This is a genomic window from Staphylococcus cohnii subsp. cohnii, assembly GCF_002902365.1.
GTDB classification, from domain to species: Bacteria; Bacillota; Bacilli; order Staphylococcales; family Staphylococcaceae; genus Staphylococcus; species Staphylococcus cohnii.
Map to the genome: position 1 here is coordinate 10,609 of NZ_PPQC01000069.1, position 16,759 is coordinate 27,367.

The 16,759-nt window shown below is 32.8% G+C and carries 16 protein-coding genes and 1 other annotated feature; of the genes, 12 read left to right on the plus strand and 4 right to left on the minus strand.

The genetic code is table 11. The annotated features are described in order from the left end of the window. Nucleotides 1-105 precede the first annotated feature (105 nt). On the plus strand, nucleotides 106-507 hold the full coding sequence (locus tag CD032_RS12435) for a transcriptional regulator, SarA/Rot family (protein ID WP_019467834.1): 402 nt from the start codon (nucleotides 106-108) through the stop codon (nucleotides 505-507). A 123-nt stretch (nucleotides 508-630) separates the two neighbouring features. Here CD032_RS12435 and mnmM read toward each other — a convergent pair whose 3' ends face one another. Then, on the minus strand, nucleotides 631-1,191 hold the full coding sequence (gene mnmM / locus CD032_RS12440; protein ID WP_019467833.1) for a tRNA 5-(aminomethyl)-2-thiouridylate-methyltransferase MnmM: 561 nt from the start codon (nucleotides 1,189-1,191) through the stop codon (nucleotides 631-633). Further along, nucleotides 1,188-2,141: a tRNA modification radical SAM protein MnmL/YtqA gene (gene mnmL, locus CD032_RS12445; protein ID WP_019467832.1), complete on the minus strand. Its 954-nt coding sequence runs from the start codon at nucleotides 2,139-2,141 to the stop codon at nucleotides 1,188-1,190. Before mnmL ends, mnmM begins: the two co-directional genes overlap by 4 nt. 109 nt (nucleotides 2,142-2,250) lie before the next feature. On the opposite strand from mnmL, the gene CD032_RS12450 reads away from it, so the two are divergent. The 3 genes from CD032_RS12450 (at nucleotide 2,251) to CD032_RS12460 (ending at nucleotide 6,629) form a co-directional block, all read left to right on the plus strand. After that, nucleotides 2,251-3,420, plus strand: a complete 1,170-nt coding sequence (locus CD032_RS12450) for an MDR family MFS transporter (RefSeq protein WP_019467831.1) — start codon at nucleotides 2,251-2,253, stop codon at nucleotides 3,418-3,420. Nucleotides 3,421-3,644: 224 nt separating this feature from the next. Continuing rightward, nucleotides 3,645-3,833, plus strand: a binding site (T-box leader). A gap of 48 nt (nucleotides 3,834-3,881) precedes the next feature. Then, nucleotides 3,882-6,296, plus strand: coding sequence for a leucine--tRNA ligase (gene leuS, locus CD032_RS12455; protein WP_103211523.1), 2,415 nt, complete (start codon nucleotides 3,882-3,884; stop codon nucleotides 6,294-6,296). A 21-nt stretch (nucleotides 6,297-6,317) separates the two neighbouring features. After that, nucleotides 6,318-6,629, plus strand: a complete 312-nt coding sequence (locus CD032_RS12460; RefSeq protein ID WP_019467829.1) for a rhodanese-like domain-containing protein — start codon at nucleotides 6,318-6,320, stop codon at nucleotides 6,627-6,629. Nucleotides 6,630-6,783: 154 nt separating this feature from the next. On the opposite strand, the gene CD032_RS12465 is transcribed toward CD032_RS12460, so the two are convergent. Both CD032_RS12465 and CD032_RS12470 read right to left on the minus strand, forming a co-directional pair. Next, nucleotides 6,784-6,879, minus strand: a complete 96-nt coding sequence (locus CD032_RS12465) for a type I toxin-antitoxin system Fst family toxin (protein WP_107385129.1) — start codon at nucleotides 6,877-6,879, stop codon at nucleotides 6,784-6,786. 176 nt (nucleotides 6,880-7,055) lie between these two features. Further along, nucleotides 7,056-8,315, minus strand: coding sequence for a BaiN/RdsA family NAD(P)/FAD-dependent oxidoreductase (locus tag CD032_RS12470; RefSeq protein WP_040030096.1), 1,260 nt, complete (start codon nucleotides 8,313-8,315; stop codon nucleotides 7,056-7,058). A 129-nt stretch (nucleotides 8,316-8,444) separates the two neighbouring features. On the opposite strand from CD032_RS12470, the gene CD032_RS12475 reads away from it, so the two are divergent. The 8 genes from CD032_RS12475 (at nucleotide 8,445) to CD032_RS12510 (ending at nucleotide 16,701) form a co-directional block, all read left to right on the plus strand. After that, nucleotides 8,445-10,082, plus strand: a complete 1,638-nt coding sequence (locus CD032_RS12475) for a putative polysaccharide biosynthesis protein (protein WP_040030097.1) — start codon at nucleotides 8,445-8,447, stop codon at nucleotides 10,080-10,082. After that, nucleotides 10,079-10,777, plus strand: coding sequence for a pseudouridine synthase (locus tag CD032_RS12480; protein WP_019467826.1), 699 nt, complete (start codon nucleotides 10,079-10,081; stop codon nucleotides 10,775-10,777). Before CD032_RS12475 ends, CD032_RS12480 begins: the two co-directional genes overlap by 4 nt. 15 nt (nucleotides 10,778-10,792) lie before the next feature. Then, nucleotides 10,793-11,191, plus strand: coding sequence for a YtxH domain-containing protein (locus CD032_RS12485; protein ID WP_019467825.1), 399 nt, complete (start codon nucleotides 10,793-10,795; stop codon nucleotides 11,189-11,191). Nucleotides 11,192-11,412: 221 nt separating this feature from the next. Then, the gene (pepV, locus tag CD032_RS12490; RefSeq protein ID WP_019467824.1) at nucleotides 11,413-12,822 is read left to right on the plus strand and encodes a dipeptidase PepV; all 1,410 of its coding nucleotides are present in this window, start codon (nucleotides 11,413-11,415) and stop codon (nucleotides 12,820-12,822) included. Nucleotides 12,823-12,824: 2 nt separating this feature from the next. Then, nucleotides 12,825-13,670, plus strand: coding sequence for a D-amino-acid transaminase (gene dat / locus CD032_RS12495; RefSeq protein ID WP_064264566.1), 846 nt, complete (start codon nucleotides 12,825-12,827; stop codon nucleotides 13,668-13,670). A 464-nt stretch (nucleotides 13,671-14,134) separates the two neighbouring features. Next, complete coding sequence (locus tag CD032_RS12500) at nucleotides 14,135-14,926, plus strand: phosphotransferase family protein (RefSeq protein ID WP_019467822.1); 792 nt, start codon at nucleotides 14,135-14,137, stop codon at nucleotides 14,924-14,926. Nucleotides 14,927-14,941: 15 nt separating this feature from the next. Next, entirely contained in the window at nucleotides 14,942-15,583 is a 642-nt protein-coding gene (gene trmB / locus CD032_RS12505; RefSeq protein WP_019467821.1) for a tRNA (guanosine(46)-N7)-methyltransferase TrmB, read from the plus strand. A 290-nt stretch (nucleotides 15,584-15,873) separates the two neighbouring features. Then, nucleotides 15,874-16,701 carry a YtnP family quorum-quenching lactonase gene (locus CD032_RS12510; RefSeq protein WP_019467706.1) on the plus strand — a complete coding sequence of 276 codons (828 nt, stop codon included), beginning with the start codon at nucleotides 15,874-15,876 and terminating at the stop codon, nucleotides 16,699-16,701. The last annotated feature ends 58 nt before the right edge of the window (nucleotides 16,702-16,759 follow it).

The following is a 16,759-nucleotide window of genomic DNA, read 5'->3' on the forward strand; positions in this document are numbered from 1 at the left end:
AAAATATCAAAATTTATTCTGATATGAATAAATTTTGCTTTGAATGATTTTTTGGTAAATTAATTTTACATGTTTAACTTTATATTATGATTGGGGGATATTTCTATGGGGAAGACAATTGCTGATATGGTAGATAGTGTCCTTAGATTGGAACATGTACTTAAAGATATTGAAGACATCTTTGGAAAGGTACAGAAACAATATAAAATGTCAAAAGAAGAAATATTAATTCTTTTAACACTTTGGGAAGAAGGATCAATGACGCTTAAAGAAATGGATAATTATGTGAAAATTAAATCATATAAACGTACAAGAACGTATAACGATTTAGTTGAGAAAGCATGGATTATTAAAGAAAGACCCGTTAATGACGAACGTACAGTAATTATACATTTCAATGAGGATTTAAAAGATCAAAGGGAAGAACTTTTAAATTGTTTTAAAGCGGAAATAAACGAAAAATCATCTACTATACAATCTAGTCTTAAATCTATCTTAAAATTATAGGGAATAATTATAGTTACAAAATGATGAGTTAGACTCAAAAAGTAATAGGTAATCACTATCTATACTAAAATAAAAATGCATCTCCTTTTAAGCGGAGATGCATTTTTATTGTTATTTTATATATTATCTTTTTTCAATTGCACAGATAAATGGTGCATTGTTTTTTTGATTAATAAATTGATATTGTAATATGTGAGCTTTGTTTTGGTCAAAATGTTGTAGATAATTTAATAATGCATCGCGTTCGATTTTACCTTCATCGTGCCCATGATATATAACTAGTACTATAATACCTTCTGTCGCTAATATATTAAATATTTCGTTTATCGCTGCTAATGTACTACTAGAGTTTGTTACAATTGATTTGTCGCCTTTAGGCAAATACCCTAAATTAAAAATGGCTGCATCAATTTGTCCAATTTCATTACTTTGTATATATTGCTTTACTTTAGCATGACTATCTTGAATTAAGTGTACATTTTTAAATGCGTTTGTCTTGTTGCTCGTATTTTGAATTGCAATTTTTTGAATATCAAAAGCGTAGACTTTACCATTTGGTACTTGTTGTGCTAGAAATTCGGTATCATTACCATTACCACAAGTGGCATCAATAACAATACTATCCTTGTTGATGTGTTGTTGTAGTAGTGTTTTGGAAAATGGTAAAATACGTTCTAGTTTCATGATTTAACCGTCGTTTCATAGTATTTTCCTTGATAAGAATTTCTTCGTGCTAATTCCTCATCAATTTCGTTAAGCACTTCCCATTTGTTGACACTCCACATTGGTCCAACCATCAAGTCAATCGGACCATCGCCAGTAATTCGATGGACAATCATTTCTTTTGGTAAAATTTCCAGCTGATCACAAACTAAATTTGTATAATCATCTTGTGACATGAATTCTAGCATACCTTTTTCGTATTGTTTTACCATTGGTGTACCTTTAAGGAGATGCAACAAGTGTATTTTAATACCTTGGACGTCCATTTGTGCTACTTCTTTAGCTGTTTCTATCATCATGTCATAATCTTCTTCAGGAAGACCATTTATAATATGTGTACAGACATTTATATTATGTTTACGTAGCTTAGCTACTCCTTCATAATACGTTTTCATGTCATGTGCACGATTAATCAAATCTGAAGTTTTTTGGTGTACTGTCTGTAGACCTAATTCAACCCATAAATAAGTACGTTCGTTTAATTCAGCTAAATATTCTACAACATCATCCGGTAAGCAATCAGGACGCGTTCCAATAGATAATCCGACAACACCGGGTTCTTTTAATGCAGTTTCATATTTTTCTCTTAATACTTCTACTGGTGCATGTGTATTAGTAAATGCTTGGAAATAAGCAATATACTGACCTTCATGCCATTTTTCATGCATTCTATCTTTGATTTGTTGAAATTGAACATCTATCGGATCTACACGATTTCCTGCAAAATCTCCACTTCCAGCTGCAGAACAAAATGTACAGCCGCCATGTGCAACCGTGCCATCTCTATTTGGACAATCAAAGCCTCCGTCAATTGCAACTTTAAAGATTTTTTGCCCAAATTTATTTTTTAAATGATAATTCCAAGTATGATATCGTTTATTCTCGAATGCGTAAGGGAAGAATTGTCCCATATAACATTTTCCTTTCTAAATTCATTCTAGTTAAAGATTTTAACATATTTTAATGATATAGTGTTTAGAGTAAAAACAGAAATTTTAAAAAAGAAAGGAGCTTATGGTTATGAATATGCCAAAATCAGTGTGGTGGTTGGTGATTGGTATGGCATTAAATATCACAGGCTCAAGTTTTTTATGGCCACTAAATACAATATATATGAATGAAGAATTAGATAAAAGTTTAACCATGGCAGGGTTAGTTTTGATGATTAATTCATTTGGCATGGTCATTGGAAATTTACTAGGTGGTAATCTATTTGATAAATTGGGTGGCTATCGGACAATTATGATTGGTACAGTGATCTGTTTAAGCAGCACTACTTTGTTGAATTTTTTTCACGGATGGCCATGGTATGCAGTTTGGTTAGTTTGTCTTGGCTTTGGTGGTGGCATGATTGTACCAGCAATTTACGCACTAGCCGGTGCAATTTGGCCGCAGGGTGGTAGACAAACTTTTAATGCGATATATTTAGCGCAAAATCTTGGTGTGGCGATTGGCGCAGCTTCTGGTGGTTTTGTGGCAGAATTAAGTTTTAATTATATATTTATTGCTAATTTGCTCATGTATATTGCGTTTGGCGTAGTGGCAATTAGTCAATTTAATATTAAATTGGACGTTAAAGTAAAATCAAATGATGCCATGAGTTTATTAGATAAAGCGTATAGACCTCAATTCATCGCATTAACATTGTTATGCGTAATGTTTAGTATTTGCTGGATTGCTTATATTCAATGGGAAAGTACTATAGCCTCATTTACACAAGAGCTAAATATCTCTATGAGCCAATACAGTTTATTATGGACAGTCAATGGTATCATGATATTAGTAGCTCAACCATTAATCATTCCGATAATCAGATTATTGAAAGGTAATCTGAAACATCAAATGTATGTTGGAATAGGAATTTTTATCATATCTTTTTTTGTCACAAGTTTTGCTGAACAATTTTCTGTATTTATGGTAGGTATGATTATATTAACATTGGGAGAAATGTTTGTTTGGCCAGCTGTTCCAACTATCGCAAATCAACTTGCACCTAATGGGAAAGAAGGTTCATTTCAAGGTTACGTTAATTCTGCAGCGACAGTAGGTAAGGCATTCGGACCACTTATTGGTGGTGTAGTTGTTGATATGTTTAACATGCAAATTATGTTTTTAAGCATGATTTCATTGTTAGTCTTATCACTCATATTTTTAACATTCTATGACCACAAACTACCAAAAGATATTTAGCAAAAAAGTGTGTCAATATTGTAGTCAACAATAGTAGATTTAGTTAACTTTTAAACCCTGATGATTGTTGTTATATGAAAAAAGGATGAATATTGTTAATTCAGCAAGTAATGCTTATTGAATTAACAATATTTTTAAGTATTATTTTTATAAATTTATTTATGCATTAAGATGAAACTTGAAAATCAACTTTATACTTGAAATAAAGGGCTTTTTCAAATATCATAAGAAGAGTATAGGAGTAGTAACTTGAAAGCTTTTCCACAGAGAGCTAAGGTTGGTGGAACTTAGCGTAAAGCATCTAGTGAACTTACCAGGACTTAAAATGAATGAATGACATCTCTTACTATTAATTAAAATGAGCGCACATTAAGTGAAACAGGGTGGTACCGCGGTGAAAAATCGTCCCTATTATATAATAGTTTGAGGTGTCTTTTTATTATTGAACAGGAGGAAATGAAGTGAATTACAATCATAATGAAGTTGAAAAAAAATGGCAGGATTATTGGGAAGAGTATAAAACATTTAAAACCGAAGATAATTTAGGCCAAAAAAAATTTTATGCACTTGATATGTTCCCTTACCCATCTGGAGCAGGATTACATGTAGGACATCCTGAGGGTTATACTGCTACTGATATTATTTCAAGATACAAACGTATGCAAGGATATAACGTATTACATCCTATGGGTTGGGACGCATTTGGTTTACCAGCTGAACAATATGCGCTAGATACCGGAAATGATCCTCGTGAATTCACTAAACAAAATATCCAAACGTTTAAACGTCAAATTAAAGAGTTAGGATTTAGTTATGATTGGGATCGAGAAGTTAATACAACAGACCCAGAATATTATAAATGGACACAATGGATATTTATTCAATTATATAATAAAGGTCTTGCTTATATAGATGAAGTAGCAGTGAACTGGTGTCCTGCCTTAGGTACTGTATTGTCAAATGAAGAAGTTGTCGACGGTGTTTCTGAACGTGGTGGACACCCTGTTTATAGAAGACCGATGAAACAATGGGTGCTTAGAATTACTGAATATGCAGACAGATTACTTGAAGATTTAGATGACTTAGATTGGCCTGAATCTTTAAAAGATATGCAACGAAATTGGATTGGACGTTCAGAAGGTGCATCTATAACATTTAATGTAGAAGATATTAATGATCAAATAGAAGTGTTTACAACACGTCCAGATACTATTTATGGTGCTACATTCCTAGTGTTGAGTCCTGAACATGAGCTCGTTAACAAAATTACTACATCAGAACATCAAGAAAGTGTTGAGAAATACCAACAAGAAGTGGCGATGAAATCAGATTTAGAACGTACTGGACTAGCTAAAGAAAAATCTGGAGTTTTTACTGGAGCGTATGCAATTAATCCTTTATCTGGTGAGAAAACGCCAATTTGGATAGCAGATTATGTCTTATCTTCTTATGGTACAGGAGCAGTTATGGCTGTCCCTAGTGGAGACCAAAGAGACTATGAATTTGCCAAAACTTTTGATTTACCAATTACAGAAATCATTGAAGATGGAGACATATCTGAAGCAGCTTATGATGGCGATGGACCTCATATTAATTCAGGAGAGTTAAATGGTCTATATAATAATGAAGCGATTGAAAAAGCAATTACATTATTAGAACAAAACAATGCTGGAACTAGAAAAGTTAATTATAAACTGAGAGATTGGCTATTTAGTCGCCAACGTTATTGGGGTGAACCTATTCCTGTTATTCATTGGGAAGATGGTACTATGTCGACTGTTCCTGAAGATGAATTGCCATTACTCCTACCGGAAACTGACGAAATTAAGCCTTCAGGTACAGGTGAATCCCCATTAGCTAATATAGATGCATTTGTTAATGTCGTGGATAAAGAAACTGGGATGAAAGGTCGTCGTGAAACAAATACAATGCCACAATGGGCAGGTAGTTGTTGGTATTATTTACGCTTTATTGATCCAGATAATGAACAGATGTTAGCTGACCCAGAAAAGTTAAAACATTGGTTGCCTGTAGATTTATATATTGGTGGTGTTGAACATGCAGTGTTACACTTATTATACGCTAGATTTTGGCACAAAGTCTTGTATGATTTAGGTGTAGTACCTACTAAAGAACCATTCCAAAAATTATTTAACCAAGGTATGATTTTAGGTGAAGGTAATGAAAAAATGAGTAAATCTAAAGGTAATGTAATCAATCCAGACGATATTATCAAATCGCATGGTGCTGACACGTTGAGACTATATGAAATGTTCATGGGGCCTCTAGATGCTGCAATTGCCTGGAGTGATAAAGGATTAGATGGTTCAAGACGTTTCTTAGATAGAATTTGGAGACTTTTAATTACAGAAGACGGTTTAATCACAGATAAAGTAGTCAATACTAATAATAAAGCTTTAGATAAAAGTTACCACCAAACTGTGAAAAAAGTTTCGGAAGACTTTGAAACATTAAACTTCAATACGGCAATTAGTCAATTGATGGTCTTCATTAATGATTGCTATAAAGTTGATGAGATTTATAAACCATATATTGAAGGGTTTATTAAAATGTTAGCACCGATTGCACCGCATATGGGTGAAGAATTATGGGCGCGCTTAGGACATGAAGAAACAATTACTTATCAACCTTGGCCATCATTTGATGAAACATTATTAGTCGATGATGAAGTGGAAATTGTCGTTCAAGTAAATGGCAAAGTTCGTGCCAAAATCAATGTTTCTAAAGATATTTCAAAAGAAGAAATGGAAACAGCAGCATTAGGTAACGAAAATATTAAAGCTGAAATAGAAGGCAAAGATATTAAAAAAGTGATTGCGGTGCCTCAAAAACTTGTTAATATTGTTGCCAAATAACACAAAAGGGGCGTATATATTATGGAAACTATTACTATAGATGAATTGAAATCAAAAATTTTAAATTCTAATCCTATTCATATCGTAGATGTGAGAACTGATGAAGAAACAGCGATGGGCGTAATACCAGAAGCGGAAACGATACCAATGGATAAAATTCCTGATAATTTAAATCACTTCAATTCAGAAGATACGTATTATATCATTTGTAAAGTTGGTGGCAGAAGTGCACAGGTCGTTCAATATTTAGAGCGTAATGGCGTTCATGCAGTCAATGTTGAAGGTGGCATGGATGCATGGGGAGATGAAGGCTTAGAAATTAAAAGTATTTAGTCTTTAGATAGAGTGAAAATAAGACAATGATTTTGCATTTTATGCAAATATAGTGTTATAATGCATTTAACAAAGATATCAATACAGATACACCAACCCCCTCACTATTGCGAGTAGTGAGGGGGTTTTTTGGTGTTAGCTAAGTGTCGCCTATTTACTTGTCATTACGATTGCGCAGCCAGTACGCAAATAACGTAACGATACAACCACTGATGACAGTAGTCATAATATGAACAAAGATATCAATCACAAAATACACCTCCTCTCTACGTCTATTGACGCCTGAGAGTAGGCGACTTAAGTATTATAACATTGCATGTGTCACCCGCATAGAAAAGTATCAATCATTAAAATGGATAAATAGTGAATTTGTTTTAAATATAACTAGTGGCTCTAATAGGTGACAAATTATATAAATTGATATGTTTAACGTTGAAATTTACTTGCATTTGTTCCTGATATGTGACCTGTAACTAAAGCACTAGTAATATTATAGCCGCCAGTATAACCATGGATATCTAGTAATTCGCCACACATAAATAATCCGGGACTTAATTTTGACATCATCGTTTTGGGTTCGATTTCTTTAAGTGAAACGCCCCCTCCAGTTACGAAAGCTTTTTCAATTGATAGAGTTCCATTAACTGTAAACGTAAAGCCTTTAAATAAAGTAATCAATTTATTAAATTGTTCATTAGATATATGATGTGCTGTTAATGTTTCTGAAATATTTGCTAGTTCTAGCATATATAATAAGTAACGTTCTTCGATTAAACCATGTAAGCTATTTTTCACATATTTATCTGGAGTAGTTCTTAATAATTCACTTACTTTATCTTCTAATTGTGCAAAGCTTAGTTTTGGAAAAGCATCTAATTGCATATCAATATCTTGGCGTTTTTGATTTTTTTGTTCTTTATATACAAATTGGCTGCATCTTAAAGCGGCAGGGCCACTGATTCCGAAATGAGTGAATATCATATCCATTTGATGTGTCACACGTTTTTTACCATTTTTCTTTAATACTGATAATGCAACATTTTTTAAGCTCAATCCTTTTAACCTTTTATTATTTATAAAAGGTTCGGAGGATGTAATTGGTACTTCAGTCGGGAAAAGTTCTGTGATTGTATGTCCCAAATGTTCAGCGAATTTGTAACCATCACCAGTTGATCCAGTCTTTGGCACGCTCGTACCACCTGTAGCGATAATCAAACTATTGCCTTCAACAGTTTGTTGATTATCTAAAAATACTTTAAAAGTCTGTTGTGGCGTATGTTCAATAGCATGCACTGTGGTTTCTTGTTTTACAGTTACATTATTCTCATCAATTGTACGAATTAATGCGTCTACAACATCCTGTGCTTTATTGGATACAGGAAACATACGCCCATGATCTTCTTCTTTAAGTGCAACACCACGTGATTCAAAAAAGTGAATAATAGATTCATTATCAAATACGGAAAAAGGACTATATAAAAATTTTCCATTTCCTGGTATATTTTTAATTATCTCTTCATATGGTAAACGGTTTGTGACGTTGCAACGCCCGCCACCAGAGATTTTTAATTTGCGACCGAGTCCCTTTTTCTTTTCTATGAGAAGGACTTTATCGCTATGTTGGCTTGCGGCAGCAGCCGCCATTAAACCGCTAGGGCCACCGCCAATAATAATTGTTTGGTACATTTGATTGCCTCACTTTACTAAATAGTGTTATTTTATAGTTTATAGTAATATAGTTTTGAAAAAAAGTGTTTATAACGTTATGATTAAAGTTATGATTGTAAAAATTTAATTTGAGATAGGAAGATCTGAATGAGTGAAAGTAAAGAATTAGTTAGGGGTACCTTTTTAATCACCCTTAGTATATTGATTACTAAAGTCTTGGGTGTTTTATATATTATTCCTTTTTACTCCATTATTGGTGGAGAAGAAAAATTGGCACCTTTTAACTATGCATATACGCCGTATAATATTGCCATTGCAGTCGCAACTGCTGGGGTGCCATTAGCGGCGTCTAAATATGTGTCTAAATATAACGCTTTAGGCGCTTATAAAGTAAGTGAAAAGTTATATAAATCTAGCTTTATAGTTATGACTATAACAGGATTTATTGGATTTTTCATTTTATATTTATTAGCACCAAGTATCGCTACAATTACTTTAGCACATGAATCTGGTACTAAAGGTGGTTGGTCAGTAGCTGATATTACATGGATTATTAGAATAATCAGTATGGTGGTCATATTTATACCATTACTTGCTACATGGCGTGGTGTGTTCCAAGGTTATAAATCAATGGGGCCAACTGCAGTTTCAGAAGTCATTGAACAAATCGCACGTATATTATTTATTTTAGTTGGAAGTTATTTAGTACTTAATGTCTTTGGTGGAAGTGTGCTACAAGCCAACGGTATAGCAACATTTGCTGCTGCAGTAGGTGCAGTAGCAGGGATATTTACATTATGGTATTACTGGAGAAAGAGAAAACCTAACATTGAAAAAATGGTAGCAACGGATACTTCAGATATCACAGTTTCTTATGGAAAAATGTATAAAGAAATTATTTCTTATAGTATCCCATTTGTAATTGTTAGTTTGAATTTCCCGCTGTTTAATTTAGTAGATCAGTTTACACATAATGGTGCCCTAGATTTGGCTGGAGTACCAAGCCGATTACATGACTATTTCTTTACCATTTTAAACATGACGACAAATAAAATAGTGATGATTCCAACGTCTTTATCTGCTGGTTTTGCAGTGAGTTTAATCCCATTTATTACTAAGACGTATGAATCAGGTGAATTAAAAGAAATGCACAGACAAATCAGAACATCATTAGGGGTTCTAATGTATATTACCGTTCCAGCAAGTCTGGGTATTATGGCCTTAGCTTTACCACTATATACTGTCTTTTATAGTTACAATGTCGATGGTAGTCAATTGTTATTTTATTATGCACCTGTGGCAATTTTAATTGGATTATTGAGTGTGACAGCATCTATGCTACAAGGCATTGATAAACAAAAATTAACAGTATTTGTAATTTTAGCGGCAGTAGTATTAAAAGTAATACTAAACACGCCATTGATTTTGGCTTTCCATACTGCTGGAGCAATATTAAGTACGGCAATAGCATTACTATTTGCTGTTATCTGTAATTTTTATATACTTAAAAAATATGCTAATTTTGATTTCTCAGAAACATGTCTACATTTTGGTAAAATTTTCTTATACGGCTTCCTAATGATGGTCGTAGTTGAATTATCATCATTTTTATTACAAATGGTTATTTCACCGCAAACTAAATTTGGCGCTTTAGCAATTTTAATCATAAGTGTCATTATAGGTATGATTGTTTACGGTGGTATTACGATGAAGACAAAACTTGCCGACCAGTTTTTAGGAGATATTCCAAATAAACTTAGACGTAAATTAGGTCTTATAAAATGAGATTAGATAAATTCCTAGCTAATATGAGTGTCGGAACGCGTACAGAAGTTAAACAGTTATTGAAAAAGGGAACTATTACAGTTAATAATAAAATAGAAAAATCTCCTAAAAAGCAAATAGACCCAGAAAATGATGTAGTTCAAAAAAACAATGAAACAATTCATTATATAGATAAAGTCTATTTAATGTTAAATAAGCCTAAAGGTTATGTATCTGCAACAGAGGATGACCAACATCAAACAGTTGTAGACTTGGTCGAACCATATCGGTTTTTAGAAGTTTTTCCAGTAGGGCGATTAGATAAAGACACTGAGGGTTTGTTATTAATTACGAATGATGGAACTTTTAATCACGAACTAATGAGCCCCGCAAAGCATGTTTCTAAAACGTATGAGGTAATTTCTAAAAAAAATATTACAAATAATGATATAAAATCATTTGAAATGGGTATTGAATTGAATGAGGGTTTGGCGAAACCTGCAACTTTAGTAAAAAGTGATGAGGCGTATAAATCATTTATCACAATTTATGAAGGAAGATATCATCAAGTTAAGCGTATGTTTCATGCTATAGATAATGAAGTTCTAGAATTGAAACGTATTAGCATTGGTGAATTAAAACTGGATGAGACTTTAGAACCAGGTGAATATCGCCATTTAACTCAAATAGATTTTAAACAATTAGGATTAAAATAATAAAGAGGTGTTAATATGTCAAAATTATTAAAAGCAATTATAGGTGTTGGAGGCGCAGCTGCTGCAGTTGTTCTTTCTAAAAAAGAGAAGAGAGATAAATTAAAGGATGAATATAGCAAATATAAATCAAATCCTGAATCCTATAAGCAAAACGCAAAAGATATCGCTAGTCAAATCAGTTCAAAAGCAAATGAAACTTATAATGAAGTGAAACAAGACCCTAAAGGTTATGCTTCAAAAGTAAAACAAGATCCTAAAGGTTTCATTAACGAACAAAAAGATCGTTTTAAAGGCGAATCTGAAGAAGAAGAACATGTTGAAGAAGCGAGATTTACTGATGAAGGTGCAGCTGATCCTTCAAATAATCTTCGTGTCGTTACTGAAGAAGAACTCAAAAACAATAAAAACAAATAAGCAATGATTAATTTAGTTTTTTAACCTAGTTCATAGTTTTGAACTAGGTTTTTTTATATTAATACAGATTTTGAAAGGCATGTATGTGAAAGGCTTCAATCTGTTTTTCAATTAATTATACAGTGGATTTTTTAAAATAATACTCACATCTCACTGTAGTTTCTGTACTACTTCATGTAAAATATTAAATATATAAGTATTAAAAAGGAAGTTGATGCTAAATGTGGAAAGATAAAGTGAAAGAATACGAAACAGATATAATAAACGATTTAAATGGCTTATTATCTATTGAAAGTGTGAGAGACGATAATAAAATTTCTTCAGAAAATCCGGTTGGACCTGGACCACGTAAGGCATTAGATTATATGTATGGCATTGCTGAACGTGATGGATTTAACACACATGATGTTGAACATATTGCAGGGCGTATTGAAGCTGGTGAAGGCGAAGATGTTATGGGCATTTTATGTCATGTTGATGTAGTGCCGGCTGGCGATGGTTGGGATTCTAATCCTTTCGATCCTGTTGTAACTGAAGACAAGATTATTGCTAGAGGTACGCTTGATGATAAAGGACCAACAATAGCAGCATATTATGCAGTGAAAATATTGAACGATATGAAAGTCAATTGGAAAAAACGTATACATATCATTATAGGCACTGATGAAGAGTCAGATTGGCAATGTACAGAGCGTTATTTTAAAACTGAAGAAATGCCAACTTTAGGCTTTGCACCTGATGCTGAATTTCCAGCAATACATGGTGAAAAAGGTATTAGTACATTTGATGTGGTTCAAAATGACAAAGCAGAGGATAAAGATGAGCCAGAATACGAACTTATTTCTTTTGCATCAGGTCAACGCTATAACATGGTGCCTGATGAAGCAATCGCTAAGCTTGCAGTTAAAGAAAATATGACTGACGTCATTCAAAAATTTGAACAGTTCTTATCTGATAATAATATTGATGGTGAAAGTATTGTTGATAGCGGTGTATTAGTACTTAAAGTTTATGGTAAAGCTGTACATGGTATGGATCCATCTATTGGTGTGAATGCAGGGTTGTACTTATTGAATTTCTTAGCTGAATTAAATTTAGATAAAACTGCCGAAAACTTCACTCAATTTAGTGAACAGTATTTATTCAACTCTCATTTCGGTGAAAAAATGGGAATGAAATTCCATACAGATGTCATGGGAGATGTAACTACTAATATTGGTGTCATTTCATACGATAATCAAAATGGTGGCCGATTTGGTATTAACTTAAGGTACCCGCAAGGTTTTGAATTTGAAGAAGCCATGACACGTTTTAAAGGAGAGATTCAGCAACTTGGATTTTCAATTGAATTAGGTAAAAATCAAACACCTCATTATGTGGATAAAAATGATCCTTTCGTGCAAACGTTAGTGACAGCATATCGTAATCAAACTGGTGACCAAACTGAACCTTACACAATAGGCGGTGGAACATACGCACGTAATTTAGATAAAGGTGTTGCCTTTGGTGCTATGTTTAATGACTCCGAAGATTTAATGCATCAAAAAAATGAGTATATTACGAAAAAGCAATTATTTAATGCAACTAGTATTTATTTAGAAGCTTTATATGCACTATGCGTGGAGGAATGATGATGACAAAAGTACTTATTAATGAACATTTAGTAGATGAACAAGATGCAAAAGTACCATACAATGATCGAGGTTACGTATTTGGTGACGGGATATATGAATATATTAGAACATATAATAATAATATTTTTACTGCCAAACCCCATTTTGAAAGACTTTTAAGAAGTGCTAAAGAAATAGGTTTAGAATTGAAATACAATGTGGACGAACTTACTGAATTAATTCAAGAATTATTAGCAGCGAATGGCGTTGTTAATGGTGGTGTTTACATTCAAGTAACGCGTGGAGCAGCACCTCGCGACCATGCTTTTCCAACACCATCAGTAGAAGCTAATGTGATGGCATTTACCAAAACTTATGAACGTCCATACAAATTATTAGAAGAAGGGATTAATGCGATAACAACTGAGGATATTCGTTGGTTAAGATGTGATATTAAAAGCTTGAATTTACTTGGAAATGTGTTGGCTAAAGAGCGTGCAGTAAAATATAATGCACAAGAAGCTATTCAACACAGAGGTGACATTGTTACTGAAGGATCATCAAGCAATGTATATGCTATTAAAGCAGGCGAAATCTATACACATCCAGTAAACAATTATATATTGAATGGTATTACACGAATGGTTATAAAAGATATTGCCGAAGAAAAGGGTATACCATTTAATGAAGGTACATATACTGTAGACTTTTTAAGAAACGCAGACGAAATTATTGTGTCTAGTACTTCTATTGAAGTGATGCCAGTCGTCAAATTAGATGGTGAACAAGTAGGAGACGGAGAAGTCGGTCCAATAACGAAATCATTACAAGAAGGATTTAATAGTTATATTGACACAGATAGTTAATATTTTCCATAAAAGGATATAAAATGTAACATCTATAAAAGCTAAATTATGTTATAATGCTTACTGAGCCGATTTAAAAATTACAGAAAAATACTGTAGTAAAATGTGACTTTTTGTTTCTCATTATTGGTTGAAATAAATCTCTAAACATTATAAAATCTTCTATGAGACTTGAAATTGAGACTTGAAATTGAGACTTGAAATTTCATAAAAAACTAAAGGAATTTTTCAAAAAAATACTGTTACGAGATCATGTATGATATGATGTTAAAGTTATTATTAATCTCGATACAGTATTTCATATTTAAATATGAAAACTTGATTCTATGGGACAAAATGATAGTCATGATTAAATGACTGTGATATAGAATTTAAAGTTTATAAGTGTATTAGAAAATGATTATATTTGGCTCTCGAAATCTGTTTTCTTGAGCCATTTTCTAATTGAAAGTGAGGTGAACGTGTTGGAGCAGTTTTATCAATTAGGATGGACACTTGATTCAGCAGGTGGTGCATCTGGAGAAGCATATATGGCTGAACAAGATGGGCAGAAATTGTTTTTAAAACGAAATTCAAACCCATTTATTGCAGCCCTATCTGCTGAAGGTATTGTACCTAAACTTGTATGGACAAAACGAATAGAGACTGGTGAAGTCGTTACAGCGCAACATTGGAAAAATGGCAGAGAGTTAACTTTCGATGAAATGTATGAACAACGAGTGGCTAATTTATTGAAAAAAATACATAGTTCAAAAACACTTTTGAATATGTTGAAACGTATGGAAATGTATCCTATTACGCCTGATATTTTGTTAAATAAAATAAACGCCTCATTATCTAGAGAAGTGTTAACGCATCATGTAGTGCGAAAAGCATTAACTTATTTAGAAGATCATATGCCAAGTCTTGACCCTAGATTTTTTACAGTTGTCCATGGAGATGTCAATCACAATAATTGGTTGTTGTCTGACCATGATGAATTATTTTTAGTGGATTGGGAAGGTGCAATGATTGCGGATCCAGCAATTGATTTAGGCATGCTGCTATACAATTACGTTCCTGAAAATAAATGGCCTCAGTGGTTAAATGATTACGGTACGAAAGATTCTATAGACTTGCAAAAGAGGATGAAGTGGTATACTGCTGTCCAGTCTATTGGAATGATACAGTGGTATGAAGAACAAAAGCGCTATAAGGATATGAATATGTGGCTGAAGTTCTTAAATGAAGTGATGAATAACAATGCATTTATATAAGGAGTTATCAAGAAAATGAGAATGCGTTACAAGCCATGGGCTGAAGATTATTTAAAATCGCATCCTGATATTGTAGATACGGATGGCAGCCATGCGGGACATATTAGTGAGTGGTTTGACAAGGATCAACCAATTTATATTGAAATTGGTTCTGGCATGGGACAATTTATAACGACACTTGCTGCACAAAGACCAGAAATTAATTTTATATCTATGGAACGTGAAAAAAATGTTATGGTCAAAGTGTTAGATAAAGTGAGAGAGCAAAATCTAACGAATATTAAATTGATATGTAATGATGCGATAGAACTCAATGAATACTTTAAAGATGGAGAAATTTCTCGTATTTATTTAAATTTTTCTGACCCTTGGCCGAAAAGAAGACATACTAAGCGTAGATTAACGTATCACACGTTTTTATCCTTGTATAAACAAGTGTTAAAAACAGATGGAGAAATTCATTTTAAAACTGATAATAGAGGATTATTTGCCTATAGCTTAGAAAGTATGTCTCAATTTGGTATGTATTTTACAAAAATAAATTTAAATTTACATCAAGAAGAGAAAGAGAATAATATTGAAACAGAATATGAGCGTAAGTTTTCTGACAGAGGTTCAAGAATTTATAGAATGGAAGCCAAATTCCATAATAATTAAATATTTGTTATAACTCTTATGTTCAAACTAAAGGGGTAATCCGTAAGAAAGACGGATTACCCCTTTAGTTGTTTTAACAACATTGTGATTTTGGCCGTACATGCTTGCCTGGGGATATGGCTCGAGCCTGTAGTCTTTCACATATACAAATTCATGATTGTCAATGTGTTGTAAAATCGCAAAGAAATGATTATAGCAGGAGGATTAATAAATTCGTTATTTTACGTGTAACAAGTATTATATTACTATATTAAGTGATTAGTAATTAAATTAAGAAATGGGGATTGGTTATGAAATTAGGAAATTTCAAGATACATTACCTTAACGGCGGTATTACGAACATTGATGGGGGAGCGATGTTTGGTGTAGTACCCAAAGTTTTATGGACAAAAAAATATGAACTGAGTGAGGACAATCGGATTCCATTACCTACACATCCGATATTAATACAAACAGAAGAATTTAACTTCATCATTGATACTGGTATAGGTAATCAAAAGCTTACGGAAAAAGAGCGTAAAATATTTGGTGTGCATTATGAAAGTAACATAGAAGAAGAGTTAAAATTATTTAATTTGACGACGAATGATATTGATTATGTATTAATGTCACATCTACATTTTGATCATGCGTCAGGATTAACTGATAGTGAAGGACGTGCGGTTTTTAAAAATGCGATTCATATTATTCAACAAGATGAATGGCAAGAGTTTATTAGTCCTAATATACGTAGTAAATCAACGTATTGGCAGAAAAATAATGGTGATTTCTCCAATAAATTATTGTTATTTGAAAATGAAATTGAAATAGTCAAAGGGATTAATATGTACCATACAGGAGGTCATAGTTACGGCCATTCTATTATTACAATTGAAAGTGAAGGAGAAAAAGCAGTGCATATGGGAGATATTTTTCCCACAGTCGCTCACAAAAATCCGCTATGGGTAACTGCCTACGATGATTATCCAATGCAGTCTATAAGAGAAAAAGAACGCATGATACCTAGATTTATTTTAGAAAATTACTGGTTCTTATATTATCATGATGTGAATTACTTTGCTGTAAAATTTAACCCAAAAGAACCCTCTGAAATCGAACATTATATTACTAGAAAATAAAGTAAAAGGTTAAAGTTTTGAACATTTGAAATAGCACTATATCTTTAACAAAAAATAC